The organism is Lentzea sp. NPDC036955 (assembly GCF_055608005.1).
On sequence record NZ_JBVJRC010000004.1, the window covers coordinates 29039 to 54672 of the forward strand.

The 25634-nt window shown below is 70.1% G+C and carries 22 protein-coding genes and 3 tRNA genes; 9 read left to right on the forward strand and 16 right to left on the reverse strand.

Annotated elements, in window-relative coordinates:
• Positions 1 to 340: 340 nt before the first annotated feature.
• From ACZ7CF_RS13500 to ACZ7CF_RS13530, 7 genes are all read right to left on the reverse strand, one after another.
• Positions 341 to 413, reverse strand: a tRNA-Arg gene (locus ACZ7CF_RS13500).
• A 41-nt stretch (positions 414 to 454) separates the two neighbouring features.
• Positions 455 to 544 (reverse strand) — tRNA-Ser (locus ACZ7CF_RS13505).
• Positions 545 to 699: 155 nt separating this feature from the next.
• Positions 700 to 2643, reverse strand: coding sequence for an acetoacetate--CoA ligase (locus tag ACZ7CF_RS13510; RefSeq protein ID WP_470369697.1), 1944 nt, complete (start codon positions 2641 to 2643; stop codon positions 700 to 702).
• A 77-nt stretch (positions 2644 to 2720) separates the two neighbouring features.
• Positions 2721 to 3473, reverse strand: a complete 753-nt coding sequence (locus tag ACZ7CF_RS13515) for an ESX secretion-associated protein EspG (protein WP_360396931.1) — start codon at positions 3471 to 3473, stop codon at positions 2721 to 2723.
• Entirely contained in the window at positions 3470 to 4774 is a 1305-nt protein-coding gene (locus tag ACZ7CF_RS13520) for a PPE domain-containing protein (RefSeq protein ID WP_360396932.1), read from the reverse strand. Before ACZ7CF_RS13520 ends, ACZ7CF_RS13515 begins: the two co-directional genes overlap by 4 nt.
• Positions 4768 to 5280 (reverse strand): hypothetical protein, encoded by a 513-nt coding sequence (locus ACZ7CF_RS13525; protein WP_360396933.1) that lies wholly within the window; start codon positions 5278 to 5280, stop codon positions 4768 to 4770. The genes ACZ7CF_RS13520 and ACZ7CF_RS13525 overlap by 7 nt, the downstream gene beginning before the upstream one ends.
• 134 nt (positions 5281 to 5414) lie before the next feature.
• Complete coding sequence (locus tag ACZ7CF_RS13530) at positions 5415 to 6056, reverse strand: dienelactone hydrolase family protein (RefSeq protein ID WP_360396934.1); 642 nt, start codon at positions 6054 to 6056, stop codon at positions 5415 to 5417.
• A gap of 75 nt (positions 6057 to 6131) precedes the next feature.
• On the opposite strand from ACZ7CF_RS13530, the gene hisC reads away from it, so the two are divergent.
• The gene (gene hisC, locus ACZ7CF_RS13535; protein WP_470369698.1) at positions 6132 to 7199 is read left to right on the forward strand and encodes a histidinol-phosphate transaminase; all 1068 of its coding nucleotides are present in this window, start codon (positions 6132 to 6134) and stop codon (positions 7197 to 7199) included.
• 53 nt (positions 7200 to 7252) lie between these two features.
• Here the strand turns inward: hisC and ACZ7CF_RS13540 are convergent, their stop codons facing one another.
• Together ACZ7CF_RS13540 and ACZ7CF_RS13545 are read right to left on the reverse strand one after the other, a co-directional pair.
• Entirely contained in the window at positions 7253 to 8002 is a 750-nt protein-coding gene (locus tag ACZ7CF_RS13540) for a sulfite exporter TauE/SafE family protein (RefSeq protein WP_470369699.1), read from the reverse strand.
• 129 nt (positions 8003 to 8131) lie between these two features.
• Positions 8132 to 11305, reverse strand: coding sequence for a hypothetical protein (locus ACZ7CF_RS13545; RefSeq protein ID WP_470369700.1), 3174 nt, complete (start codon positions 11303 to 11305; stop codon positions 8132 to 8134).
• Positions 11306 to 11624: 319 nt separating this feature from the next.
• Here ACZ7CF_RS13545 and ACZ7CF_RS13550 point away from each other — a divergent pair, with 319 nt between their 5' ends.
• Positions 11625 to 12335, forward strand: coding sequence for a class I SAM-dependent methyltransferase (locus ACZ7CF_RS13550; RefSeq protein WP_360396938.1), 711 nt, complete (start codon positions 11625 to 11627; stop codon positions 12333 to 12335).
• Positions 12336 to 12353: 18 nt separating this feature from the next.
• Here the strand turns inward: ACZ7CF_RS13550 and ACZ7CF_RS13555 are convergent, their stop codons facing one another.
• From ACZ7CF_RS13555 to ACZ7CF_RS13565, 3 genes are all read right to left on the reverse strand, one after another.
• Positions 12354 to 12866, reverse strand: coding sequence for a hypothetical protein (locus ACZ7CF_RS13555; RefSeq protein WP_360396939.1), 513 nt, complete (start codon positions 12864 to 12866; stop codon positions 12354 to 12356).
• Between the two features lie 3 nt (positions 12867 to 12869).
• Entirely contained in the window at positions 12870 to 13772 is a 903-nt protein-coding gene (gene ypfJ, locus ACZ7CF_RS13560) for a KPN_02809 family neutral zinc metallopeptidase (protein WP_360396940.1), read from the reverse strand.
• Between the two features lie 657 nt (positions 13773 to 14429).
• Positions 14430 to 16145 carry a bifunctional metallophosphatase/5'-nucleotidase gene (locus ACZ7CF_RS13565; protein WP_470369701.1) on the reverse strand — a complete coding sequence of 572 codons (1716 nt, stop codon included), beginning with the start codon at positions 16143 to 16145 and terminating at the stop codon, positions 14430 to 14432.
• Positions 16146 to 16311: 166 nt separating this feature from the next.
• Here ACZ7CF_RS13565 and ACZ7CF_RS13570 point away from each other — a divergent pair, with 166 nt between their 5' ends.
• Both ACZ7CF_RS13570 and ACZ7CF_RS13575 read left to right on the forward strand, forming a co-directional pair.
• Positions 16312 to 16743, forward strand: coding sequence for a MarR family winged helix-turn-helix transcriptional regulator (locus ACZ7CF_RS13570; RefSeq protein WP_360397101.1), 432 nt, complete (start codon positions 16312 to 16314; stop codon positions 16741 to 16743).
• 51 nt (positions 16744 to 16794) lie between these two features.
• Positions 16795 to 16879: transfer RNA gene (locus tag ACZ7CF_RS13575), tRNA-Ser, on the forward strand.
• Positions 16880 to 17187: 308 nt separating this feature from the next.
• On the opposite strand, the gene ACZ7CF_RS13580 is transcribed toward ACZ7CF_RS13575, so the two are convergent.
• Entirely contained in the window at positions 17188 to 18708 is a 1521-nt protein-coding gene (locus ACZ7CF_RS13580; RefSeq protein WP_470369702.1) for a M28 family metallopeptidase, read from the reverse strand.
• Positions 18709 to 18785: 77 nt separating this feature from the next.
• Positions 18786 to 19418: a GNAT family N-acetyltransferase gene (locus tag ACZ7CF_RS13585; protein ID WP_360396946.1), complete on the reverse strand. Its 633-nt coding sequence runs from the start codon at positions 19416 to 19418 to the stop codon at positions 18786 to 18788.
• Between the two features lie 45 nt (positions 19419 to 19463).
• Here ACZ7CF_RS13585 and ACZ7CF_RS13590 point away from each other — a divergent pair, with 45 nt between their 5' ends.
• The gene (locus ACZ7CF_RS13590) at positions 19464 to 20429 is read left to right on the forward strand and encodes an NAD(P)H-quinone oxidoreductase (protein WP_458429747.1); all 966 of its coding nucleotides are present in this window, start codon (positions 19464 to 19466) and stop codon (positions 20427 to 20429) included.
• Here the strand turns inward: ACZ7CF_RS13590 and ACZ7CF_RS13595 are convergent.
• The gene (locus tag ACZ7CF_RS13595; RefSeq protein ID WP_360396948.1) at positions 20413 to 21063 is read right to left on the reverse strand and encodes a class I SAM-dependent methyltransferase; all 651 of its coding nucleotides are present in this window, start codon (positions 21061 to 21063) and stop codon (positions 20413 to 20415) included. The two genes, ACZ7CF_RS13590 and ACZ7CF_RS13595, sit on opposite strands and share 17 nt — an antisense overlap.
• Positions 21064 to 21081: 18 nt before the next feature.
• A complete protein-coding gene (locus tag ACZ7CF_RS13600) occupies positions 21082 to 22281 on the reverse strand; it encodes a cysteine desulfurase-like protein (RefSeq protein ID WP_360396949.1) in 1200 nt (399 codons plus the stop codon).
• Positions 22282 to 22372: 91 nt separating this feature from the next.
• Here ACZ7CF_RS13600 and ACZ7CF_RS13605 point away from each other — a divergent pair, with 91 nt between their 5' ends.
• The 4 genes from ACZ7CF_RS13605 to glfT1 all read left to right on the forward strand — a co-directional run bounded on the left by ACZ7CF_RS13605 (position 22373) and on the right by glfT1 (position 25602).
• Complete coding sequence (locus ACZ7CF_RS13605) at positions 22373 to 22858, forward strand: bacterial proteasome activator family protein (protein WP_458429749.1); 486 nt, start codon at positions 22373 to 22375, stop codon at positions 22856 to 22858.
• 102 nt (positions 22859 to 22960) lie between these two features.
• A complete protein-coding gene (gene wzm, locus ACZ7CF_RS13610) occupies positions 22961 to 23881 on the forward strand; it encodes a galactan export ABC transporter permease subunit Wzm/RfbD (RefSeq protein WP_470369703.1) in 921 nt (306 codons plus the stop codon).
• A gap of 15 nt (positions 23882 to 23896) precedes the next feature.
• Positions 23897 to 24703, forward strand: a complete 807-nt coding sequence (gene wzt / locus ACZ7CF_RS13615) for a galactan export ABC transporter ATP-binding subunit Wzt/RfbE (protein ID WP_360396951.1) — start codon at positions 23897 to 23899, stop codon at positions 24701 to 24703.
• On the forward strand, positions 24700 to 25602 hold the full coding sequence (glfT1, locus tag ACZ7CF_RS13620) for a galactofuranosyltransferase GlfT1 (RefSeq protein WP_360396952.1): 903 nt from the start codon (positions 24700 to 24702) through the stop codon (positions 25600 to 25602). Before wzt ends, glfT1 begins: the two co-directional genes overlap by 4 nt.
• Positions 25603 to 25634: the final 32 nt, after the last annotated feature.

Here is a 25634-nt window from a genome sequence, read left to right on the forward strand (position 1 = left end):
GGATGGGACTGCATCGGCGCGCCAGCGCCACGCAGTCCGGGGGTCCGGGGGCGAAGCCGCCCGGCTGGGGTGTGGGGGCTCGGCCCCCACAAAAAAACCGAGAGAGCCCCTGTTTGCGCTTTCCGCAAACAGGGGCTCCCGCGATCACGAATGGCACGCTCCGCACCACGGGACCGCACGGACCCACCTCGGGGATGGGACTGCATCGGCGCGCCAGCGCCACGCAGTCCGGGGGTCCGGGGGCGAAGCCGCCCGGCTGGGGTGTGGGGGCTCGGCCCCCACAAAAAACCGAGAGAGCCCTTGTTTGCGCTTTCCGCAAACAAGGGCTCCCGCGATCGAGTGCGCTCGGCAGGATTCGAACCTGCAACCTTCTGATCCGTAGTCAGATGCTCTATCCGTTGAGCTACGAGCGCGTATCTTCAATTATAACCGATCCCCTAGAGGCTCGGCCTTGCGGAGGCTCCGGGATTTGAACCCGGGATGGGGGGTTACCCCAAACCGCATTAGCAGTGCGGCGCCATAGACCAGACTAGGCGAAGCCTCCCGGGACCATCCTCGGCCACGGGACATAGGTTACACAGGTCTTCAACCGAGTTGCAAAACGCCCCCCTCCTTGCCTGAAACCTGCTGGTCAGAGCATGTTCACCAGACCGGAGAGGGGCGTAAAACCGCTGGTCGCGCGGAACGGAGTGACCTAGATCATTCCGAGGCGAGTTCCAGGAAGGGTTGGAGGGACTCGGGATTGCGCAGGGCGTCGCGGCTGACGGCCTGGTCCGGGTCGGCGCCGGCGAGGATCTTCTTGACCGGCACCTCGCACTTCTTGCCGTTGAGGGTGCGCGGGATCTCGGTGACGGCGACGAAGCGGTTCGGGACGTGGCGTGGGGACAGCGAGGAGCGCAGTTCTTTGCGCAACAACGGTTCCACGTCCGCCAGGGTGACGCCGTCGAGGACGACGAAGCAGAGCAGTTCGCCCTCGGTGACGCCGGAGGTGTCGATCACCAGGGAGTCGACGACGCCCTCGACGGACTCGACGACGCGGTAGAACTCGGAGGTGCCCATGCGGACGCCGCCGCGGTTCAGGGTCGAGTCGGAACGGCCGTAGATCACGGCGGAGCCGCGCGGGGTGATGCGGATCCAGTCGCCGTGACGCCAGATGCCGGGGTAGGTGTCGAAGTAGGCGTCGCGCAGGCGGGTGCCGTCCTCGTCGCCCCAGAAGAAGACCGGCATGGACGGCATGGGCCTGGTGATCACGAGTTCGCCGACCTCGTCCACCAGCGCGGTGCCGTTCTCGTCGAAGGCCTGGACGGCGGCTCCGAGGGCGCGGCAGGACAGTTCGCCGAGCCACACCGGGCGGTCGGGCGAGGCGGCGACGAAGGCCGTGCAGAGGTCGGTGCCGCCGGAGACGGAGGCGATCTGGACGTCCTTGCCCACGGCGGAGGCGATCCAGCGGAAGCCCTCCGGGGTCAGCGGGGCGCCGGTGGAGCCGACGACGCGCAGGGCCGTCAGGTCGTAGTGCGCGGCGGGTTCCAGGCCTTCCTTCAGGCACGACTGGACGTACGGCGCGGAGGTGCCGAAGTAGGTGACCCGGTGCTGTTCGGCCAGGTGCCACAGCGTGGACAGCGACGGGTGGGCCGGGCTGCCGTCGAACAGGACGATCGTGGTGCCGACCAGCAGGCCGGACACCAGGTAGTTCCACATCATCCAGCCGGTGGTGGTGAACCAGAAGAACCGGTCGCCGGGGCCGAGGTCGCTGTGCAGGGCCAGCATCTTCAGGTGTTCCAGCACGATGCCGCCGTGGCCGTGCACGATGCCCTTGGGCAGGCCGGTGGTGCCCGACGAGTAGAGCACCCAGAGCGGGTGGTCGAACGGCACCGGCGTGAACTCCAGGGCGGCGCCCTCGTTGGCGGCCAGCAGTTCCGCGTACGACAGGGTGTCCGGCAGGGTGGCGCCGTTGTCCAGGTAGTCGATCAGCACGGTCGCGCGCAGCGACGGGATCTGCGAGCGGATCTCCTCGACGACCGGGCGGCAGTCGAACGACCGTCCGTTGTAGACGTAGCCGGAGACGGCGACGAACACCACCGGCGAGATCTGGGTGAAGCGGTCGGCGACGGCGCGGGAGCCGAAGTCCGGGGAGCAGGACGACCACGTGGCGCCGAGCGAGGCGGCGGCCAGGAAGGCCACCAGGGCCTCGGGGGCGTTGGGGACGAGTGCGACCACCCGGTCGCCCGCACAGACGCCCAGGGAGGCCAGTGCGGCGCGGAAGGCGGCCACCCTGGACCGCAGCTCGCCGTACGTCAGCGAGTGCGTCAGGCCGTCCTCGCGGTGGAAGATCACGGCGAGGTCGTCATCACCGCCGCGGCGCAGCGCGTGCTCGGCGTAGTTCAGGGTGGCGCCGGGGAACCAGGACGCGCCCGGCATCTCCGCGGCGGCCAGCACGCGTTCGGCCGGCGAGTGGAACGACACGTCGAAGTACGCGGCTATGGCGCCCCAGAACCCCTCGAGGTCGGAGACGGACCACTCCCACAGCGACTCGTAGTCGGGGAAGTCGTGGCCGCGGTCGCTCAACCACGACCTGAAGGCGGTCATCCCGGTGGCCCTCGTGGGGTCCGGGCGCCACAGCAGTTCGACGTCGGTGTCGGTCATGCCCCAATGTCTAGCTGGTGGAACGCGCCTCGTCCATGTGGTGTTCGCGGACAAGGACGCGGCCGGCGGTGTGGGGCTCAGCCGGCCAGCAGCTCGTCCACGGCCGAGGTCAGGCGGGCCTGGTCGGCGGGGGCCAGCACGAGCCAGCCGTCGTGCTTGCGCAGCAGGTAGCGGCCCTCGCGGGTGTCCAGCCAGGACACCGAGCGGCCGGTCGGGCGGGGCACGCCGTCGCGGTTGCGGGCGGTGAGGCCGAGCTCGCCGCCGCCGATGCGGGAGGTGACGATGCGCATCAGCGTGTGGGCCTCCGGTTCGCGGATGCCCGCGTCGCGCAGGACGTCCAGGAACGCCTGCACGCCTTCGCGTTCACCGGCCTCGCCCGCGCGCAGGTAGTCGTCCCAGCGCACGTTGACCGAACGGCCGCTGCCCGGTGCGAGGCCGGGCAACGACGAGACGGTGGCCGAGGCCAGCGCGTTGGGGCGGAACTCGCGCAGGTGGACCTGGTCGCCCACCCGCGCGGCGAACGACCCGCTCCAGCCGGCGCACGCGAGTCCGCGCGCCAGCTCGGTTCCCTTGAAGTACGCGATCTCGAGCGCCCGGTCGAACTCACCGAGGCCGCTGACCAGCGTCCGCAGGTAGTCGTCCGGGCGGTCGATGGTGCCGAGCCCCCTGGCGTAGAGCGTCTGGGAGCTCTGCTCGGCGAGCCGCCGCCGGGCCGCTCGGGTGGCCCCGACGTGGGGCGTTCCGAGCGGCACGACGCGGTCCTCGCCGTGCACGGCCTGCCACAGCAGGAAGAACTCCTGCGTGCTGACCGTGAAGCGTCTTTCGTTCACTGACCGATCACCGGCGGGGCCGCCTTGCGGTCCAGGCCGAAGACGTTGTCGTCCTCTTCCAGGTAGCTCGCGCTCTTGTGCTCGCGCTCGTCGTTCTGGCCACCGGCCCCCGGCGCGCCGGCCGCCATCGGCGCGGCACCCATGGCGAGCGGGTTCTGGAACGCCCTCGTCTGGTTGCCGGTCGCCGCGGACGACGCCGCTGCCGCGGCACCCGCACCGGAACGGCCGTCACCGACCACACCGGCTCCGCCACCGGACGACATGCCGCCGCCGGTGCCGGTACCGGCACCGGTCTGGTTGCCCTGGTTCGCGGCGGGCACGCGGCCGAAGCCCATGCCACCGGTGAAGCCACCGCCACCGCCACCACCGCGGCCGCCGCCTCCGAAGCCACCGCCGCCACCACCGCGTGACGGGGTGGTGTTGCCCCGGTTCGGCGCGGGCGTCGGCGCGACCGCTCCGGCACCGCCGGCCCCGGCGGTCGTGGCGTCCGGGGTCGAGGGCGTGCGGGTGCCGGTCGTGGAGTCGGCGAGCACCGGGTTGACCGGGTTCACGGGTGGCGTGAACTGCGACGGCACGGTCTGGTCGACCGCAGCCGAGTTGCGCTGGAACGCCGCCATCACGTCCGCGGCACGCCGGTGCGACGCGTCGTTGGCCGCGAGGGCGTCGACCGCGCTGGTGCCGACGGTGCCGAAGCCCGCGAACGACCCCTGCTGGGCGAGGAGCCGGTTCTGCTCAGGCGTGTACATGCTCTGGTCGGCGACCGCGTGGAACTCCTGCGGCTCGCGCAGCCGCGAGACCAGCGCCGGACGCGGCTCCACGACCGCGTCCGTCGGGACCGGGGGCTCCGGTGCCTTCGGCGGTGGCGGCATCGCGGCCCGCGCGGCCTCGACGTTGCTGGTCTCGGTGGTGATCGCCGACGACACCTTCTGCGCGTAGCTCGCGGTGTCGTGCACCCAGTTGGTGACCTCGGTCAGGCCGTCGCGGGCCAGCCGCGCCGACTCGCCCTCCCAGCCGACCGTGGAGTCCTCGACGGCCTTGAGGAGGTTCTCGCGGACGCCCGCGATCTCCTCGCCGATCTTGTTCCAGCTGGTGGCGGCGGCGTTCGCGCTCTCCAGGTTCACGCCGGTGTGCACCATGTTGTAGAGCTGCTCGTGGGTGTAGGTCATCCAGTCGACCGGCTCGTGGATGTCCTCGCGGTCCCACTTGTCCTTGCCGTCGTGGCCGTGACCGCCGTTGCCGCCATGACCGTTCCCGCCGCCATGGCCGCCGTTGCCGCCGCCGTGCCCTCTCTGGCTCACCACGAACCCCCGTGCTTCTTCATCTGCCGCTCGGCCTCTTCGTCGGCCCGCTGGGTCTCGTCGCGGTTCTTCTTCAGCGCGTTGCTGATGTCGCCGAGCACGTCGTAGAGGTCCAGCAGCGCCTTGACCGCACCGGAGTCCTCACCGACGGCGATGTCGCGGAACCGCGCGCTGATCGCGTGGGCGACCGGGTTGTCGCCGAACTGCAGCGGCGTCGCCAGCTGGTTCTTGGCCCGTTCCCACAGCGCCATCACCTGGTCGCGCGCGTCGTCGACGGCCTTGATCAACGCCTCTGCCGCGCCGGCGTCGAGCTGCAGCCGCCCGCTGTCCGCGGCGTGGTCCAGCTTCGCCGCCGCGTAGCTCGCCGCGGCCTTGTCCACCAGCATCTCCGTCTGGAGTGCCGGTTTCGCCGCCGCGAGCTGGTCCGCGGTGATCGGTGTGGTCGTCGCCGTGCTCACAGCGGGCGTCTCCGCGCCCGTCTGCGTGCCTGTCCCGGTGCCTTCAGCCATCCTCACAACCCCCTGCACTGCTTGGTCGTCACCGCAGCACTGGGTGTTACGCAGCGCTACACCCAGTCAGCCGTCCGAAGCACTCCTTAGATGTACCCGGACGACGGTTCGGTTCCAATCCGCCGTAAAGACTCTTACCTCATATGTGCGTCGAACCAGTTCAACGCGCGAGCCCGCGCTTCGTCACTCGATGCCCCGAAACGGACCACGTCAGACGCGGATTCCGAGCTCGCTACGGCATCCCGCAGCTTGTCGACCTCCTCGGACTCGCCTTCGCGGTAGATTCCGAGCCACGGGCACGAGAGGTCGCCGGCCACGTCGACGAGCGCGGGCAGGCCGTCCGAGAGCGGTTCGAGGACGCCGGGCGCCTGCACGGTGACGGCCGCCCCGATCGTGCGACTCGCGGCCACCACCATCGCGACGGTGCCGCCGACGTCGAAGCCGAGCACGCCCATCCGGTCGGCGCTCACGCCCTGCTGGCCCAGCCAGACGAACGCGACGTCGGTGTCCTCCAGCAGCCGGTCACCGGAGAGCTTGCTGACCTGGTCCCTGATGTCGTCGCCGTGCACGCGGTCGGCCTCGTACAGGTGCGGTGCGACGGTGAGCCAGCCCTCCGCGGCGAGACCGCTGACGAGCGACTTCACCCGCGTCGTGATGCCGCGGGCCTCGTGCAGCACCACCAGACCGCCCCGGACGGCACCGTCGGGTTCGGCGATCGTCACCCGCAGCTCACGGCCGTCGGTCAGGGCAAGCGTCTCGACACGGGTAGTGGTCATGAACCCACCCTCGCACGACGGGGTGAACTCCAGTCAACGTGACCAATCGGACGGAGCAATGCGAGGATCGGGAGCATGACCGTGCGAACCCGCGCTGACCTGGCGTCCCTGCCCTCCTACGTGCCCGGCAGGACCATCCCCGGCGCCATCAAGCTCGCGAGCAACGAGGTGTCCGCCGGCCCGCTGCCCAGCGTGGTCAAGGCCGTCGCCGAGGCCGCCACCGGCATCAACCGGTACCCGGACTCCGGCTGCGTCGAGCTCACCGGCCGCCTCTCCGACAAGCTCGGCGTCCCTGCCGACCACCTGGCGATCGGCTGCGGCTCGGTGACCCTGTGCCAGCAGCTCATCCAGGCCACCTGCACCCCGTCCGACGAGGTGCTGTTCGCGTGGCGGTCGTTCGAGGCGTACCCGATCGTCACCCACGTCGCGGGCGCGCGGCAGGTCCGGGTCCCGCTGACCGCCGGGCACGTCCACGACCTGGACGCGATGGCGGCGGCGATCACCCCGGCCACCCGGATGGTGTTCGTCTGCAACCCGAACAACCCGACCGGCACGGCGCTGCGCACCGAGGAGATCGAGGCGTTCATCGACCGCGTGCCCTCCGACGTGCTCGTGGTGATCGACGAGGCCTACAAGGAGTTCGTCGACGACGCGCACATCCCCGACGGCGTCGAGCTGGCCAAGCAGCAATGGGCGCAGGGCCGCGACAACGTGGCGGTGCTGCGGACGTTCTCCAAGGCCTACGGTCTCGCCGGTCTGCGCGTCGGCTACGCGGTGGCGCCGCCGGCCGTCGCCGAGGTGCTGCGCAAGGTGTACGTGCCGTTCTCGGTGAACTCGCTGGCCCAGGTGGCGGCGATGGCGTCGCTCGACGCCGAGGACGAGCTGATGATCCGCTGCCGGGCGATCGTGGCGGAGCGGACGCGGGTGCGCGGCGAGCTGCTGGCGATGGGCCACGACGTGCCGGAGTCGCAGGCGAACTTCGTGTGGCTGCCGCTCGGCGAGCGCACGGCCGCGTTCAACGAGCACTGCCTGGCGCACAAGGTCGTCGTGCGCGCGTTCGTCGGCGAGGGCGCTCGGGTGACGATCGGTGAGCCGGACGAGAACGACGCGTTCCTGGCCGCGGCACGCGCGTTCGTGGCGTGAGCTGCCTGAACTGACCGGGCCACGGGCTCCTGCCGTCCGGCGGGGGCCCGTGGCTACTTCGTGAGCAGCTGCACGATGGCCGCCACGCCGACCACGACGATCACGCCGCGCAGCACCATCGGCGACAGCTTGCGGCCCACCTTCGCGCCGATCTGACCGCCGACCACGGAGCCGATGGCGAGCAGCAGCACGGCTTCCCAGGCGACGTCGGCGATGAAGATGAACAGGACACCGGCGATCAGGTTCACGAACGCGGTCAGCACGTTCTTCAGCGCGTTCATCCGTTGCAGGTGCTCGTTGAGCAGCACGCCCATCATGCCCATGACCAGCACGCCCTGCGCCGCGCCGAAGTAGCCGCCGTAGATGCCGGCCGCGAAGACACCGAGCCACAGCAGGACGCCGCCGTCCCCGTTGCCGCGCCGGTCGGCGAGCTTGCGGTTGAGCCACGGCTGGATGACCACGAGCACCAGCGCGATGACGATCAGCACCGGCACGATGGCGGCGAAGGCCTTGTCGGGGAGCGTCACCAGCAGGATCGCGCCGACCACGCCACCGAGGATCGACGCCGGGAGCAGGCGGGCGATGCGGGACCTCTGCCCCTTGAGCTCCTCGCGGTAGCCCCAGGCACCGGACAGCGAGCCGGGGACGAGGCCGAGCGAGTTGGAGACGTTGGCGACCACCGGCGGGTACCCGACGGCGAGCAGCACGGGGAACGTCACGAGCGTGCCGCTGCCGACGACGGTGTTGATGCCGCCTGCGAACACACCCGCGATGACCACCACGACTGCTTCCCAGACCGTCATGCCACCCCCAGGATCAGAAACGTTTAGCGACGCTAACACTCCGTCCCGGAAGACGCGTTGTGGCTCTCACGACAACGGGGCGGTGCTCCGAAGAGCACCGCCCCGTTGTTCCGCGTCAGAACGCCCGGCTCAGCCCAGGGCGGGCTTGCGCCGCAGCGCCGCACCGGCGAGCACGAGCAGCGCACCGAACAGCACGAGGCCGAGCACGCTCACGCCCGTGTCGGCGAGCGCGGCGGTGTTGCGGGCAGGCAGCGCGGTGGCGTTCCCACCCGTCGCCGCACCGGGACCGGCGCCGGCTCCCGTTCCGTCACCACCGGTGGTGGTGGCGAGGTCGGGGTCGGCGACCTCCTGCCCCGGCTCGACCCACAGCCACGCCGGGTACTCCTCGCCCTTGACGTTGGCGAACGGCGGACTCTCCGACCAGTCGTTGAGCAGGCGCCACGGGCCGACCACGACCGGCGTGTACGGACCGACGGGCAGGTCGGGGAACACCCAGCCGCCCTCGGCGTCGGTGGTGGCGCGGGCGACCGGCTGGTTCGTCCACGGGTCGAGCAGGACGACCTTCACGTTCGCCACCGGCTTCTGGTCCGGGTACTGGCCGGTGACCACGACACCGCGGAAGGTGTTCGTCTCGCCGACGACCTTCACCGAGGCACCCACGAACGGGTTGCCCTGGGCCTGCTCGGGACCGAACGAGCAGCTGGTGGCGACCTGGCCGTGGTTCTCGGCCCCGGCCGGCATCGGCGTGCTGACGTGCACCTGCTGCGTTGCTCCCGGCGCGAGCGCGACGCCCGCCGCGCCCTCGGCCAGCGCACCCCAGTCCGCGGAGGCGTTGCCCAGGTACGGGCTCGAACCGCCGTAGCACCAGGCCTTCACCTGGAGCGCCTGCGTGCCCTCGTTCCTGAGCGACACGGTGAGGCCGACGCGCTCGCCGCGCTGGAAGGACGGCTGATCGAACGTGATCGACGCCTTCAGCGCGTCGGACAGCGGGCGGACCATCCTGATCTGCGCGGTGCCCTCGTCACCGGGGTTCACGACGAAGTCCGGGTCGCCGTCGGCGACGACCCAGTCGGTCTCGTTGTTGAACCGGTTGCTCGCGTTGTACCGGCCGGCTGCCAGACCGGTGAACCGGACCCGGCCGTCGGCGCCGGTGGTGCCCTGCACGTTGCGGTACGGCTTGCCGCCACCGACGTTGACGTTGCTGCCCGCGAGCTCCTCGCCCGCGTCGAGCTGCCCGTTGAGGTTGCGGTCGCCGTAGACGGTGACGGTCGCGGACCCGGTCGCCCAGGTGACGGCGGCCGAGGCCTCCGCCTCGTTGTTCGCCGGGTTCTTGTCGCAGCACCAGCCGTTGGCGACGCGCACCTTGAACGCGATCCGGTCGGCCGGGCCGTTCTGGCCGTAGTCTTTGATGGTGCCGGTGAGCGTGATCTGCCTGCTCTCACCCGGCCACAGGCTGAAGCGCTCGTTCAGGAACTTCGGCAGCGCGATGTGGTCGAAGCTCGGCTCGCCCTGGGCCCAGTCGTGCAGCAGCCAGCCGGGCACGGGACCCGTTCCGGTGCCGGCGTTCTCGACCTTGATCGTCATCTGCACGGGGTCGCTGAAGTCGTAGGTCGCCTTGTCGAAGGTGACCGAGACCTTGAGGTCCTGGGCGTCGACCGACGGGTCGGCGACCTGCGGGCCGGGAACGACGGTGAGGTCGACGACCACGTTCTCGCCGCCGACCACGGTGACCGGCTTGCTCGTGCCGCCGTCGGCGAACGACCACGGGCCGACGACCCGGATCGCGACCGGGCCCTGCCGCAGGTTCGGGAGGGTGTAGGAGCCACCGGTCAGGGTGGTGCCCAGCACGCGGCCGTTCGCCGGGTCGACGGCGACGAGCTTGACCGAGTCGTTGCCCGGCCGGTTCAGCCAGCCGCTGACCGACCCGAACGCGCCCACGACCTCGGCGCCGAAGGTGAGACCGGGGTCGCCGGCGACCGGTCCGCCGGACGGGACGTCGACGTTGCGGCCGTCCACGCTGAACGCGCAGGCGAAGTAGACCTTGCCGGCCTGGAAGGCGGCGTCCGGCACCACGTCGGTGACGGTGACGGTCCTGCTCTGCCCGGCCGGGATCGAGATGCCCTGGCCGTCGGGCGAGACCTCGGCCCAGCCGGGGCCGGTGCCGTCCAGCACGGTCGGGTCGTTCTCCGGGTCGCAGACCCAGACGAGGTGCTCGATCGGCGCGGTGCCCGAGTTCGTCAGCGTGACCGAGACGGCCAGCTGCTCGCCCTTCGCGTACTTCGGCTTGTCGAAGCGGTAGCCGGTGAGCCGCAGCGACCGCGACAGCGGCGGCGCGGTGACGAGTGCGGTCTCCGTGGTCTGACCGGACCTCACGGCGATGGTCTGGCCGGCCTTGAGCTGCTGGCCGCTGATGTCGTTGCTGCTCAGCCTCGCCTGGTAGGTGCCTGCGGGCAGGCCGGAGATCCAGAAGCGGCCGTTCTGGTCCGTGGAGAAGGTCGGGAACGGCAGGGACGTCGCGCCGGTCAGCTTCAGCTGCTTGTGCGCCAGGCCCTCGCCCGCGTCCGCGACACCGTTGCCGTTCTTGTCCTCGTAGACGACGCCGGTCGCCGTGCCGCCGTTCACCGCGATCCTCGCGGTGTCGGTCGCGTAGTTGTCGTTCGGCGTCGGGTCGGTCGTGCCCTCGGCGTAGGTCCGCATCCCGAGGCGGACCTGGGTGCTGTTGTACTGCGCCGTGGCCCCGAGCTTGATGGTCTTCGTCTCCCCCGGCGCCAGGTTCGGGCGGGAGACCAGCTCGTCCACGCCGGTGGTCAGCCACATCTCGCCGGGCTCGCTCGCGAACCGGACCTGGTTGGCGGGCGCGGTGCCGGAGTTGCGCACCGTCACCGTGATGGCGAGCGGCTTGCCCAGCTCGTACTCGTCGCGGTCGAAGTCCACGGTGAGCTTGAGGTCCGGCGTGGCCGCGGCCTGTTCGGCCTTCTGCTCGGCCTGCGGCTGCACCGCGGGCGGCTGCGCGTCACTCGACGGCGGCGTGGCCGTCTCGGACGGTGCCTCCACTGGCTCCGGCTTCTCGGTCGGCTCCGGCTTCGCGGTCGGCTCCGACGGCGGGGTCTCGCTCGGCGTCGACGACGGCGTGGTCGTCTCGGCAGGTGGTGGCGGTGTGGTCGTCTCCGACTGGGTCGGAGCGGTGCTCGTCGGCTCGTCCTGCGCGGACGCGGTGGCGGCCGAACCGCCGAACGCGAGCACGGCTGCGGTGGTCAGCGCCGTGAACCTGAGCAGGGCACGGCTGACCGATCTTTCGGACAATGGATCCCCCAAGACCCCATGTGATGAGTGGTCCGCCGGCGTCAGAGCCCCCGCACGCGCCCGCAGGACGACGGGAAAGTACCCCAACGTCCGGTGTGGTGGGAAGTGTTCGCCACGACACGGCCCGCCATGCGCACCCGGAGCCGTGCGCCGCTCGGTAAAACCGCTTCGCTTCACGGCGTGGGCGTGGTTGGGTGGGGTCACTCCACGAGCTCTACGAGACAAGGTCGATGCCATGGGCAGCCCCGGACACACCGGGCCGCTCCGCAGTGCCCGGTGACATTCGCTCATCTTCCGTGCGATCACCAGGAGCATCACCTTGACGTGGTACACCACCTTCTTCACCGATCTCGCCAACACCTTCTGGCGCGGTGCCGTTCCCCCTTCCGCCACCACCGCGGAAATCGACTTCGTGACCCGGTTCGCCCCGGCCGGCGCACGGGTGCTGGACGCGCCGTGCGGCAGCGGGCGGCACAGCGTCGAGCTGGCCGGCCGCGGCTACCGGGTCACCGGGCTCGACATCTCCGCGGAGGCCATCGCGCACGCCCGTTCGTCGTCCACGGCCGTGGACTGGCGGCTGGGCGACGTGCGGGACCTGGCAGCAGAGGGCGTGGTCGCCGACCTCGCCCTCTGCATGGGCAACAGCCTCGGGTACCTGGAGCACGACGAGAACGCGCGGTTCCTGGCCGACCTGGGCCGGGTGGCGCCCGTGCTCGTGGTCGACTACAGCTGCGCGGCCGAGTCGTTGCTGCCGTCGCTGCCGGGCGAGATCCGGCTCGCGGCGGACGGCGTCGAGATGGTCGCCGTCAACACCTACGACGTGGCCTCCGGCCGGTTGCTGATCGACTTCACCTTCACCTCGGGTGAGCGGACGCAGCGCTCGACCGCGGTCCAGCACGTCTACACCGCGGCCGAGCTGACCCGGATGCTGCACGCGGCCGGGTTCTCGTCGGTCGAGCTGTGCGGCGACGTCGACGGCAGCGCGTTCCGCCTCGGCGACCACCGCCTGCTGGCGGTGGCCCGCCGCTGAACCGGAGCGGGGCGGTGCTCAGTCCTCGTACGCGGGGTCGGGCACCGCCCTGCACCACGCGTCCTCGAACTCGCGTTCGGGGATCTCCATCGGCACGTACTGCGGGTCGTGCAGGTCGATCGGCGGGTTGATCGGCCAGCCCTCCATCGTGGAGCTGAGCAGCGTGCCGTCCGCCTTCACCTCGACCTGCCGCAGCTGCCGGCCGTCCTCGCCGATCTCCAGCAGGTAGGCGGTGCCCTGGTCGAACGTGCGCAGGTACACCCGCTCTCGCCCGGCCAGCACGCCGAACCCCGGCTGGTCGCGCTGCCGCAGGCGGTCGTCCCGCATGCGGCGCAGCACCGGGTCGCCGTCCACGTCCCTGAGCTCGAACTCCTCGAGCCCCCACTCCTCCGCCTGCCGCACCGCGTCGGGGTTCGTGATCACCTCGACCTCGGCGAGCGTGCGCACGATCTGGTCGGCCGAGTCCGCCCAGATCCACCACGACAGGCCACCCATGCCGTAGTCGTGCAGGACGAGGAAGCGCTTCTGCAAAGCTCAGCCCAGGTTGTTGGTGTCGAACGTGTTGCAGCGGGCCGGGTCGCCGGTCTGCAGGCCGGTCGTGAACCACTTCTTGCGCTGCTCGGAGCTGCCGTGGCTGAACTTGGTCGTGTCGACCTGCCCGCCGCCGAGCTCGCGCTGGATGAAGTCGTCACCGATGCGACCGGCCGCGTCGAGCGCGGCGTCGACGTCCTCCTGGGTGATGTTCGTGATGAGCGGCTGGCCGTTGGCGGTCGGCGTCTTGGTGGCGGCGTTGCCCCACGCGCCCGCGTAGCAGTCGGCCTGCAGCTCCAGGCGCACCGAGTCGGAGGTCGGGCCGGTGCGGGTGCTCACCCGGTCCGAGGTGCCGAGCTGGTTCTGCACGTGGTGGCCGTACTCGTGGGCGAGGATGTAGGCCTCGACGAACGGACCGCCCTTCGCGCCGAAGGTCGTGCGCATCTCGTTGAAGAAGTCCAGGTCGATGTACACCTGGGAGTCCGCGGGGCAGTAGAACGGGCCGACCGCGGAGGTCGCGTTGCCGCAGCGGGTGTTCACGCTGCTGCGGAAGAAGTTGGTCCTGGTGACCTGGTAGGTGCGGCCGGAGCGGGAGAACTGGTCGGTCCAGAAGGCCTGGATCGAGTTGATCGTGGCCAGGACCCGGCAGTCGCTGTCGCGGTTCGCGTCGGCGCCGGTCTTGCACTTCTCCGCCAGCTGACCCGACTCCACCTGCGTGCCGGGGTTCACGTTGCCGCCCTCCAGACCGCTCGTGGGCAGCTGGATGCCGGTGAACTGCTGGATCAGGAAGAAGACGATCAGGCCGACCACCCCGAGGCCACCGCCGACGCCGGCGACGCGGCCGCCCACCCCCCGCTGGTCGGAAACCTGCGAAGCGTCGAGTTCCGCACCTTCGTTGAACTGCACCGCGCGCCTCCTGACAAGGACCCCGTGACGCGGCAAACGATAGAGCACCGGGCGTGCTCGGGGGATTTACGCGCCCAGGAGCTGAACGTGCCTCGGTGCGGCGCCCGACATCGGGGCACCGCACCGAGGACTTCCCATGTGGTTGCAGCGACTACGGCCTACGGCGGTTGGCGTGGCGCCCGACCGGTGACGCCATGAGACGAAACCGAAGTCGAGCTCAACAGCGTCGAGATGCGCCGAGCGACACCTGAATGGTGCCTGGGCACCCGAAACCCCGTTCGGAGTTGCTACACGGTCGCGATCGGTCCGGTTACGGCCGGGCCGCTCGCGGGGATGCAACAGACCGCGTTTCGCCACAGCGAGGAGATACCTGCACAGCACCACCTACCCCTTCTGGGCGTGGCCTCCGGTTCAGATCTTCACGTACCGGCTGCCAGCTCATATTCGACTATGCGCTTGATCGCCGCATTTCTCAACACCTCACGACGAACCTGAATTGGTGAAGTCGGACGGGTGACCTGCGGAGATCGACACTGCGGAACGCAATCGGCCGCAGCCGGAAAAGGATCAGGAAATGATCAGGACTGATTTCTGGGCGGCCCGCGAAAAGGCCCTCCCGGCGGCGTGATCGCCACCGGGAGGGCCTTCGGCCGTGCCTTACGGGAGCTGCGTGATGCGGTCGAGCACCGGGGCGCCCTGACCGGGGTGGGCCACCAGGTACGCGGAGAACGCGTCCAGGTCGATGCCACCGCCGGTGATGTCCTTGCCGAGGGTGAACTCGCTGAAGCCGTCACCGCCGCCCTGCAGGAAGCTGTTGATCGTCACGCGGTAGTTCGCGTTCGGGTCGAGCGGGGCGCCGTTGAGCGTGACGCCCGAGACCTTCGAACCGAACGGCGCGGTCTTCGACCAGCTGTACTTCAGGCCCGCGGAGGGCTGCAGCACGAACGTCCTGGCGGCGGTGAACTGCTGCTCCAGCACGTTCTTGAGCTGCGCGCCGGTCAGCGTGACCGTCTGCAGGATGTTGCCGAACGGCTGGACGGTGAACGCCTCGCCGTAGGTGACCACGCCATCGCCCTCACCGGCCGGGGAGGACTTGTAGGTGAGGTCGGCGCGCACGCCACCGGGGTTCATCAGCGCGAGCACGGCACCGTTGCCCTTGGTGGCCTCCAGCTGCCCGTCCGCGATGAGGTTGCCCAGCGGCGACTCACCGGCGGGGTTCTGCGCGCGGAGGACGTCCGAGCTGATGTCGCCGATCTTCTTGTTCGCGATCGGGCCCGACTTCTGCTTGGCGAGGTCGATGATCGCCTGCACCTCGGGGTCCGGCGCGACGGTGCGGGTGACGATCTTGTTGTCGGCCTTGGTCTCACCGCGGACGACGTCGCGGGTGCGGCGGTCGATCTTCAGGTCGACGACGCTGAGCTCACGACCGAACGCGAGCCCCTCGATGAACGGCCGCGGGTTGCCGGCCGGGTCCTTGACCACGCAGTTGTAGTGCTGGTGGCTGTGGCCGGAGAACACCGCGTCGATCTTCGGGCTGACGTTGGCCGCGATGTAGCTGCCGGGGTTGTTCGCGGCGACGTTGCAGGCGTTGGGCCCACCGGTCGACGCGGTGACCTGGTCGCCCTGGTGCACCAGCAGCACGATCGACTTCACGCCGATCGCGTCGAGGAGGTTGGCGTACCTGTTGGCCGCCTTCACCTCGTCATCGAACTTGAGTTCTTTGATGCCGTTGGGGTCCACCAGGAGCGGCACGTCCTTGAGCGGCATGCCGATGAAGCCGATCGGCATCCCGTCGCGGAACTCCACCCAGAACGGCGGCAACGCCGGCAGCCCCGTCTTGGCGTGCGTGACGTTCGCGCCGAGGATCGGGAAGTCAGCACCCTTGTACTTGTCCCGGAACTGGCAGCCGTCGACCGGGTGGCAGCCGCCGTGCTGCATGCGCAGCAGCTCCTTGTACCCCTCGTCGAACTCGTGGTTGCCCGCCGCGGTCGTGTCCATGCCGACCTTGTTGAGCACCTCGACCGTGGGCTCGTCGTGGAACAGCGCCGACACGATCGGGCTCGCGCCGATCAGGTCGCCCTGCCCGACGATGACGGAGTTGCGGACCTCCTTCTGGAGGTTCTTGATGTGCGTGGCGTTGAACGCGGCACCGCCGGCGTCGACGGTCGTGCCGTCCGCCAGCACGACCCGGCCGGAGCTGCCGGTGGGCGGCTCGATGTTGCCGTGCAGGTCGTTGATCCCGATCAGGCGCACGTCGACCGCGCCCCGACCGCGCAGTGACTCGACATCGGCCTGGGCAGGCCCGGTAGCGCTGATGACAGTGGCCGCGGCGGCGGTGATCGCCAGAACGGTGAGCCGTCTGAACGACTTCATGGGTTACAGGCCTCTCAAGGGCGTGGTTAACGCGCGTGTACGGCCCGGGAGTCTGCCTTTTGACCGCCTGGTTTTCCAGAGGGATGACTCGATCGTCATGAGCCGGTTTAGCCTTGTTGGCGTGACATCAAGTGAGCAGGAGCCGCACTGGCTCGACGAGGGTGAGATGCGCGCGTGGCGCACCTACGTGAACGGCTCCTCCATGCTCATGGACCGCCTGCACCGAGAGCTGCAGGACGCCCACGGAGTGTCACTCGCCGACTACGAGATCCTCGTGCGCCTCTCCGAACAACCGCACCACCGCATGCGCATGACCCAGCTCGCCGAGGACGTCGCCTCCTCCAAGTCCCGCGTCTCCCACCAGGTCGCGCGGATGGAGAAGGCCGGCCTGGTGCTGCGGCGCGAGTGCACGGAGGACGGCCGCGGCGTGCTGGCGGAGCTGACCCCGGCCGGTCTCGCCCAGCTGGTCACCGCCGCCCCCACGCACCTCGCCGGGGTGCGGGCGCACATCGTGGACCTGCTGTCGCCCGAGGAGGGTGAGGTGCTGGCCAAGGTGTTCGACCGGGTCATGACACACCTGCGGGACTCGAACGGCTAGGCTGCTCCGCTGACACCTCCGGTGGGTGTCGGTGACGCCTCCGGGCGTCGGGGAAGCGTGGCAGAGCGGCCGAATGCACCCGCCTTGAAAGCGGGAGACGGGCAACCGTCCGGGGGTTCAAATCCCTCCGCTTCCGCAGTCTGAACTGCGCGAACAGGGTGGTTCACCAATTGGTGAACCACCCTGTTCGCGTCCAGTCCCATTCACAGGCCCCAACACGGGCGTCTCAGCAGCGCCGCGAACTCAAGTGGAGTTCGCGGCGTGCGATCCAGCCTGGCCACCGTCGCTGCGATCCATGCCCTGCCAACCCACGCACACCAGCCGGGCGCCGGTAGCGGCCCCCCTCTCTGGATCGTCGAGCAGCAGCGACCAAGTCGAGCACCGGCACGCGAAGGGGCCCGGCACGCGCGGTGCCGGGCCCCTTTTGTGCAGCGGGAAAAGCGATTACGCCACGGCGTCGTGCGAGTGCGCGTGGTCGTCGGCGTGCGCGGCGGAGGACACCTTGGCCGCCGACAGACGGGCCTCGGCACGCTTGGCGCGCGGGGGCACGCCGTTGACGTCCTCGGTGGACACGCCGTAGGCGGCGGTCACGAACGCGATGGCGCCGGCGTTGCGGCCGAGGGCGACGCGGTCGATGTTGCCGAGGTTGTCGCACGCCGAGTGGTAGCACGGGTCGTAGGCGACGCCGGCCGTTCCGCCCCACTTGGCGGCCTGGGCCGCGGTCTTGACGCCTTCCGCGCCGGTGAACAGGCCGCCGGCCGGGATGCCCTGGGCGATGAACTCGCCGTAGTCGGAGCGGCCGGAGAAGTCGGTGCCCTCGGTCGGGACGCCCTTGGCGGCGAAGTAGTCGGCGAAGGCCTTCTCGATCTGCGCGGAGCCGTAGGGGCCGGGGCCCGCGCCGACGCCGTCGGAGTTGTCGCCGTCGTAGATGAAGTAGGCGGCGTTCGGCGAGCCGACCATGTCGAAGTTCAGGTACAGGGCGATGTCGAGCTGCTGCTCGAACGTCAGGGACTGCACCCACTTCGTCGAGCCGATCAGGCCGCGCTCCTCCGCGCCCCACCAGGCGAAGCGGACGGCGTTGTCGACCTTCGGGCGGGAACCGAGCTGCAGCGCGGTCTCCAGGAGCGCGGCCGAGCCGGTGCCGTTGTCGTTGATGCCCGCGCCGACCTCGACGCTGTCGAGGTGCGCGCCGGCCATGACGACGTTGTTCTTGCGGCCGGTGCGGGTCTCGGCGATGACGTTGCGCTCGGTGCGGACCTCGGTGTGGAAGCGCATGTCGACGGTGACCGCGGAGCCGGCCTTCCCGGCCAGCGTGGTGCCGTCGGCCTGCGAGATGCCACCGGTGGGGATCTTGCCGGGGTTGGTCAGCGTCACGTTCGACAGCGGCCCGGCGGTGTTGTTCGACACCAGCACGGCGATGGCACCGGCGGCGGCCGCGTTGAGGTGCTTCTGCTCGAACGTGCAGCCGCCGCGGCGGATCAGGGCGACCGAGCCGGTGAAGTCCTGGCCGGCGAAGTCGGTGGCCTCGCAGCCGGTGGTGGCGTCCTCCGGCACGACGCGCAGCGGGCCGGTCACGCCGCCGACGGGCGTCTGCGGGGACGCGGTCATGATCAGCGCCTGGTAGTTCACGCCGGCGACGGTGGCGCGCTCGGCGTCGGTGACCATCACGTCGAAGTTGAACGTCGGCGTGCTCACGATGAAGCCCTCGTCGCGGAGCTTGCCCGCGACGTAGTCGACGCTCGCGCCGTAGCCGGGGGTCAGCGCGGCGCGGTTGCCGCCGTTGCGGTCCGAGATGCGCTGCAACGCGATCAGGTGGCGGTTGACGCCCTCGACGGTCACCTTCTTCGCGAGCTTCTTGGCGAGGGCGGGACCCGCGGGTTCAGCCGCGGCGGACGCGGTGGCGGTGGGGGCTGCGACGAGTGCCGAAATGGCCAGCACTGCCGCCAGCCTGGATCTGCCTGACATGAACGTTCCCCTTCGTCCGAGTGGGGCCACCCTCACAAAGAGGAGACACGGGCCACAATCCGTCGGTCGGTGGGAGTTCAGCTGGTGATCAGTCGAACACACTCAGCGAGCCCCGCGACCTCGGTGTGCCACGCCGGCCGCGCGAAGTTCGCCACGTCCAGCCGCAGTCGCACGTGCTCAAGCCGTTCGCCGCGCGGTGCGGCGGCGGTCGTGCCGTCGTGCACGTACCCGAGCTTCTCACTGACCCGGTTCGAAGCCCGGTTCCCGACCCACGCGGCCGATCGGGCGATGCGGGCACCCAGGTGGTCGAACGCGAACTGCAGCACGGCGACGCGCATCTCGGTGCCGAAGCCGTTGCCGTGGAACTTCTGCCCCAGCCACGAGCCGGTGGCCACCTCGCGCAGCACGGCGAAGTCGCGCGCACTGAGCTCCTGCACGCCGATGACCTTGCCCTCGTGCCGCACCAGGAACGTGATGGCCCAGCTGCCCGGCGCCACCTTCGCGCGGTTGGCCCAGAAGAACTGGACCATGCTGCGCCCGCCGTCGTCGGACAGCTGGTCGGTCCACGGCACGTTGAACGGCATCTCGTCCGGCGCGTGCACGCCCTCCTTCGCGACGTCCACGAGCTCGAAGAGCCCTTCGTCGTCGTCCGGGCGCAGTTCGAGGCGCGGCGTGGTGAGCACGAGGTTCCGCAACGGCCAGGCGTTCATGCTCTGATGGTGCCGGGGCTGTCGAATGTGATTACGGTCGATCACATGCATGCGATCACTGTGCGCGAACCCGGCGGCCCGGAAGTGCTGGAGTGGACCGAGGTCCCCGACCTGTCACCGGGTCCCGGCGAGGTGCTGGTCGACGTGGCCGCCTCGGCCGTCAACCGCGCGGACCTGCTGCAGCGGCAGGGCCTCTACCCGCCCCCGCCGGGTGCGTCGGACGTCATCGGCCTGGAGTGCTCCGGCACGGTGCTGGCGCTGGGCGAGGGCGTGACCGGTCTCTCGGTCGGCGACGAGGTGTGCGCGCTGCTCGCCGGCGGCGGCTACGCGGAGCAGGTCGTCGTGCCCGCGGCCCAGGTCCTGCCGGTGCCCGCGGGCGTCGACCTGGTCACCGCCGCGTCGCTGCCCGAGGTGGCGTGCACGGTGTGGTCGAACGTCGTGATGGACGGCCGTCTGAAGGCCGGTGAGACCTTCCTGGTCCACGGCGGCGCGGGCGGCATCGGCACGCACGCGATCCAGGTGGCGAAGGCCCTCGGCGCCACGGTGGCCGCCACCGCCGGTTCCGACGAGCGCCTGGCCCGCTGCGCCGAGCTGGGCGCCGACATCACCGTGAACTACCGGACGCAGGACTTCGTGGCCGAGGTCGGGAAGGCCGACGTCGTGCTCGACAACATGGGCGCCTCCTACCTGCCGCGCAACATCGACGTCCTCGCCCCCGACGGCCGGTTGATGATCATCGGCATGCAGGGCGGCGTGAAGGGCGAGCTGCCGATCGGCAAGCTGCTGGCGAAGCGCGCGTCGGTCATGGCGACCGGGCTGCGGGGACGGACCGTCGAGGGCAAGGGCGCGATCGTCGCGCAGGTCCGCGAGCACCTGTGGCCGCTGGTGGAGAGCGGTGCGGTGAAGCCGATCGTCGGGCGGGTGGTGCCGATGTCGAACGCGGCGGAGGCGCACCGGCTGCTGGACGAGGGGGACGTGTTCGGCAAGGTGGTGCTCAAGCGAGAGCGGTGACGGTCGCCGACGCGATCGAGGTCCGGGGAGCGGTGCGGAACTCCATGCCGAACTCCTCGGACCACCGTCCCAGCACTGCCTGCTCGTCCGCCCGGTCGGCGTCGTCGACCAGCACGGTCGCGCCCGGCGCCAGCACTCCGCGCAACACCGGTAACGCCGGGTACCGCAGGTCGCCGAGACCGGGGCCGTCCACCAACAACAGGTCCACGAGCCCGCACGAGTCCACGTAGCCGAACACCTCGGCGTGCACCTGCTGCGGCGCGTACCACTGGCCGTGCCGCGACAGGGCCGCCGGATGACGGGACAGCGGCGCGTGGACGACCCGCGCCACGCCGCCGAGGCCCTCCCGCCGCAGCTGGGAGGCCACGAACGCGGCGGTGCGCTCGTCGTGCTCGATCGACAGCAACCGGCCGAAGCCGCGCTGGGCGAGCAGCCGGGCCAGCAGCACCGAGGAGGAGCCGCAGCCCAGTTCCACCAGCACGGTGCGGGCGCCGAGCACGATCTCGTCCAGCACCGCGACCAGGGCTGACGGGCGCAGCTCGCCGGAGGTGCGCGGGAGGTACCCGGTGCACAGCGGGCTCAGCCGCTGCAGGGCCGTGAGGTCTGCCAGCTCGCGTGCGAGCGAGTCGTCCAACCAGGTCTCCCGAAAGCCTCAGGCCAGCTCGGCCACGGCCCGCACCAGGTCGTCCACCTCGACCGCGTTCGTGTAGTGGGCGAGTCCGACGCGGATGGCGCCGCCGACCTCGCCGACACCGAGCACCGAGAACACGCCGTGCTGGCCGGGGTCGGCGAACGCGCAGACACCGCGCGAGGCGAGGTGTTCGACGCCGTCCTCCGCCTTCACCCCGGCGATCGTGAACGCCAGCGCGGGGACCCTGCGCATGGCGTCGCCGATCACCATCACGTGGCGCAGCGAACGCAGTTCGTGGATGAGGTTGGCGAGGAGCCCGGCCTGGTACGCCTTCACCGAGCCCAGGGACGTGAGCAGGCGCTCCCGGCGGGTGCCGGTGGCGGCGTCGTCGAGCTCCGCCAGGTACTCCACGGAGGCGACGAGGCCGGCGAGCAGCGGGTAGGCGTGCGGGCCCAGCTCCAGGCGTTCCGGGCCGCGGGCCTGCGGGTCGACCGAGCAGGACGGCAGGCGTTCCAGCACCGACGGGTCTCGGAACACCAGGGCCGCGACCGGTGGGCCACCCCACTGACCAGCGGAAAGAGCCACCACGTCTGCGCCCATGCCAACGATGTCCAACGGCACGAACGGCGCGGCCGAGGAGGCGTCGACCACCACCACGGCGCCGTGCGCGCGGGCCACCGCCGAGATCTTCGCCAGGTCCGGGCGGGTGCCCACGACACCGGAGGCGGCGGTGATGGCGATGAGCTTCGTGCGGTCGGTGACGAGCTCGTCGTACTGCCAGCTCGGCAGCTCGCACGTCTCGATGTCGACCTCTGCCCACTTGACCGCGCTGCCGGTGCGCTGGGTGGCGCGCAGCCAGGGTGCGATGTTCGCCTGGTGGTCCAAGCGGGAAACCAGTACCTCGTCGCCCATGAACCAGTCGTCGGTCATGGCGTCGGCGAGGCGTTGCAGCAGCACTGCGGAGGAGGGACCGAGCACGACACCCGCGGGGTCCGCCCCCACCAGGTCGGCGACGGCACGGCGGGCAGCGTCGACGATCGCCTCCGCCCGCTGGGAGGCGGGGAAGAGCCCACCGGGACCGGAGACGGGGGCGCGCAGGGCGGTGGAGACCGCCGTGGCCACCTGCTCGGGCACCTGCATCCCGGCCGGTGCGTCGAGGTGCACCCAGCCGTCGCCGAGCGCGGGGAAGAGCCCTCGTACCCGTGCGACGTCGAACGCCATGCCACACACCGTACGTATGAGGGCAAACTCGGTGTTGCCCAGCCCCCACCCGACTAATGTCAAAAACGTCGACAGGACCAGGATGGAGCGCATGAACCAGGAGCAGCAACCAGTGGTGGTCGTCGGTGCGTCGGACGGTGGTGACCTCACCGACCTGGTCGAGCAGCCGGCGAAGGTCATGCGGATCGGCACGATGATCAAGCAGCTCCTCGAGGAAGTGCGGGCCGCTCCTCTGGACGAGGCGAGCCGCAACCGGCTCAAGGAGATCCACAAGCGGTCCATCGACGAGCTCGAGGACGGTCTCGCGCCCGAGCTGCGCGACGAGCTGGAGCGCCTCTCCCTCCCGTTCACGGAGGAGGGCACGCCCTCGGACGCGGAGCTGCGGATCGCGCAGGCGCAGCTGGTCGGGTGGCTGGAGGGCCTGTTCCACGGCATCCAGACCGCGCTGTTCGCCCAGCAGATGGCCGCACGCGCCCAGCTGGAGCAGATGCGCGGCCGTGCGCTGCCCGCGGGCAGCAGCGGGAGCGACGCCGCGGACACGGGTCTCGGTCCCAAGGGGACGGGTCAGTACCTCTGAAGGTTGCCTCGATCGGATGGTGACCTACATCCGGGCGCGGTGACCACTCCGTGACGTACCGGCGTCCAAGGGCCTCCTCAGGCGCCGGTACGCTCAGTCCTCGTGCAAGCCACCAGTACGCTCGACCAAGCTGAGGCGCCCCCTGCCGTCAAGTCGCGCAGCTTCAAGCGCGCGTTCGCCGACGTGCGGGAAGCGTGGGACCACCGCGAACTGTGGGGCCACCTCGGCTGGCAGGACATCAAACAGCGCTACCGCCGGTCGGTCATCGGTCCGTTGTGGATCACCATCTCGATGGGGACCACAGCGCTCGCACTCGGTCTGCTGTACTCGGTGCTGCTGGACGCGAAATTGCCGGCCTTCCTGCCGTACATCACCGCGGGCTTCATCATCTGGAACTTCATCCTCGGCTGCGTCACCGAGGGCACCGACGTGTTCATCGCGAACGAGGGGCTGATCAAGCACCTCCCCGCGCCGATCACGATCCACGTGATGCGCATGGTGTGGCGCCAGGTGCTGTTCCTCGCGCACAACCTGGTGATCTACCTGATCGTCATGGTGATCTTCTTCGGCACGCTGTCGGAGCCGTATCAGATGACCGACGACGGCACCACGCAGCCCGGCATCAGCTGGACCATCCTGCTGGCGATCCCCGGCTTCGTGCTGCTGGCCGTCAACGCCGTGTGGGTGTCGCTGCTGTTCGGCGTCATCAGCACCCGCTTCCGCGACATCCCGCCGGTCGTGAACAGCTTCATCAACCTGGTGTTCTTCATGACGCCGATCGTCTGGGATGCCGACATCCTCACGAAGGTCACCAAGACCGCCGGCAGCGACTCGCAGTGGCGCGTCCTGATCGCCGAGCTGAACCCGGTGTACCACTTCGTCGAGGTCGTCCGCGCGCCGCTGCTCGGCCACCACGTCGACTGGCACCACTGGGTGGTCGTCGGCGGGTTCACGGTCGTCGGCTGGCTGGCCGCGCTCGTCATCCTGCGCAACTACCGCGCTCGCGTCTCGTACTGGGTCTGAGAGGGAGGCCGAGACATGGTCAGCATTGACGTCTGGAACGCATCGGTCGACTTCCCGATCTTCGACGCGAAGTCCCGTTCACTGAAGAAGCTCGCACTCGGCAAGGTCGGCGGCAAGATCGGCTCCGAGGGCAAGGTGCCGATCATCGAGGCACTGCACGACATCACGCTGTCCCTCAAGGACGGCGACCGCGTCGGCCTGGTGGGCCACAACGGCGCGGGCAAGTCCACGCTGCTGCGCCTGCTGGCGGGCATCTACGAGCCGACCCGCGGCCAGTCGCGGATCGTCGGCAAGGTCGCTCCGGTCTTCGACCTCGGCGTCGGCATGGACCCGGAGATCTCCGGCTACGAGAACATCATGATCCGCGGTCTGTTCCTGGGCATGAGCCGCAAGGAGATGGAGAAGCGGGTCGACGACATCGCGCAGTTCACCGAGCTCGGTGACTACCTGTCGATGCCGTTGCGCACGTACTCGACCGGCATGCGCGTCCGGCTGGCGCTGGGCGTCGTCACGTCGATCAACCCGGAGATCCTGCTGCTGGACGAGGGCATCGGCGCCGTCGACACGGCGTTCCTGGCCAAGGCCCGCGACCGCCTCAAGGGCCTCGTGGCCCGCTCCGGTCTGCTGGTGTTCGCGAGCCACTCCGACGAGTTCCTCGCGGAGTTCTGCAACACCGCGATCTGGATGGACGAGGGCCACGTCAAAATGCACGGGGACCTGAGGGAAGTGCTCATCGCGTACAAGGGTTACGACCCGTTCGAGCGCATGCACCTCTCCCACGACGCGCCCGTACTCAGCGGAAATGGTGGCGAGAAGCAGTGAACACCGAGGCACTGCCCAAGGGCTCCGTGGTCGCGGTGGTGGTCACCCGCCACCGCAGGGAACTGCTGGCCGAGTCGCTGAAGGCGCTCTCGACCCAGACGCGCGTCCCCGACCACCTGGTCGTCGTCGACAACGGTCCCGACCAACCGGTCGACGACCTGGTCGAGCAGTGCCCGCTCCCCACCACGTACCTCGCCTCGCACCGCAACCTCGGCGGTGCGGGCGGGTTCGCGCTCGGCATGCTGCACGCGTTGTCGCTGGGTGCCGACTGGGTGTGGCTGGCCGACGACGACGGCCGGCCCGCCGACGAGAACGTGCTGGAGGTGCTGCTGGAGGAGGCGGAACGGCGCAACCTCGCCGCCATCTCCCCCGTCGTCACGAACATCGACCGGCCGGAGAAGCTCGCGTTCCCCCTGCGCCGCGGGCTGACCTGGAAGCGCTCGGCCGCCGAGCTGGGCACCGACTTCCTGCCGGGCATCGCGTCGCTGTTCAACGGTGCGCTGTTCCGCGCGACCACCCTGGACGTCGTGGGCGTGCCGGACTACCGGCTGTTCTTCCGCGGCGACGAGGTGGAGATCCACCGCCGCCTGGTGCGCTCGGGCGTGCCGTTCGGCACCTCGCTGCGGGTCGCGTACGTCCACCCGGACGGCTCCGACGAGTTCAAGCCGATGCTGGGCGGCAAGTTCCACGCCCAGGACCCGGAGAACCCGGTCAAGCGCTACTACACCTACCGCAACCGGGGCTACCTGCTCTCGCAGCCCGGCATGCGCAAGCTCGGCCTGCTGGAGGTCTTCCGGTTCGGGCTGTACTTCCTCGGGGTCAAGCGCGACCCGAAGGGGTTCGTGGAGTGGCTGAAGCTGGTGCGGCTGGGCCAGAGGGAACGCTTCTTCCGCAAGTGAGGCCGCGGGCGGCGCCGCCCTGGTGAAGGTGT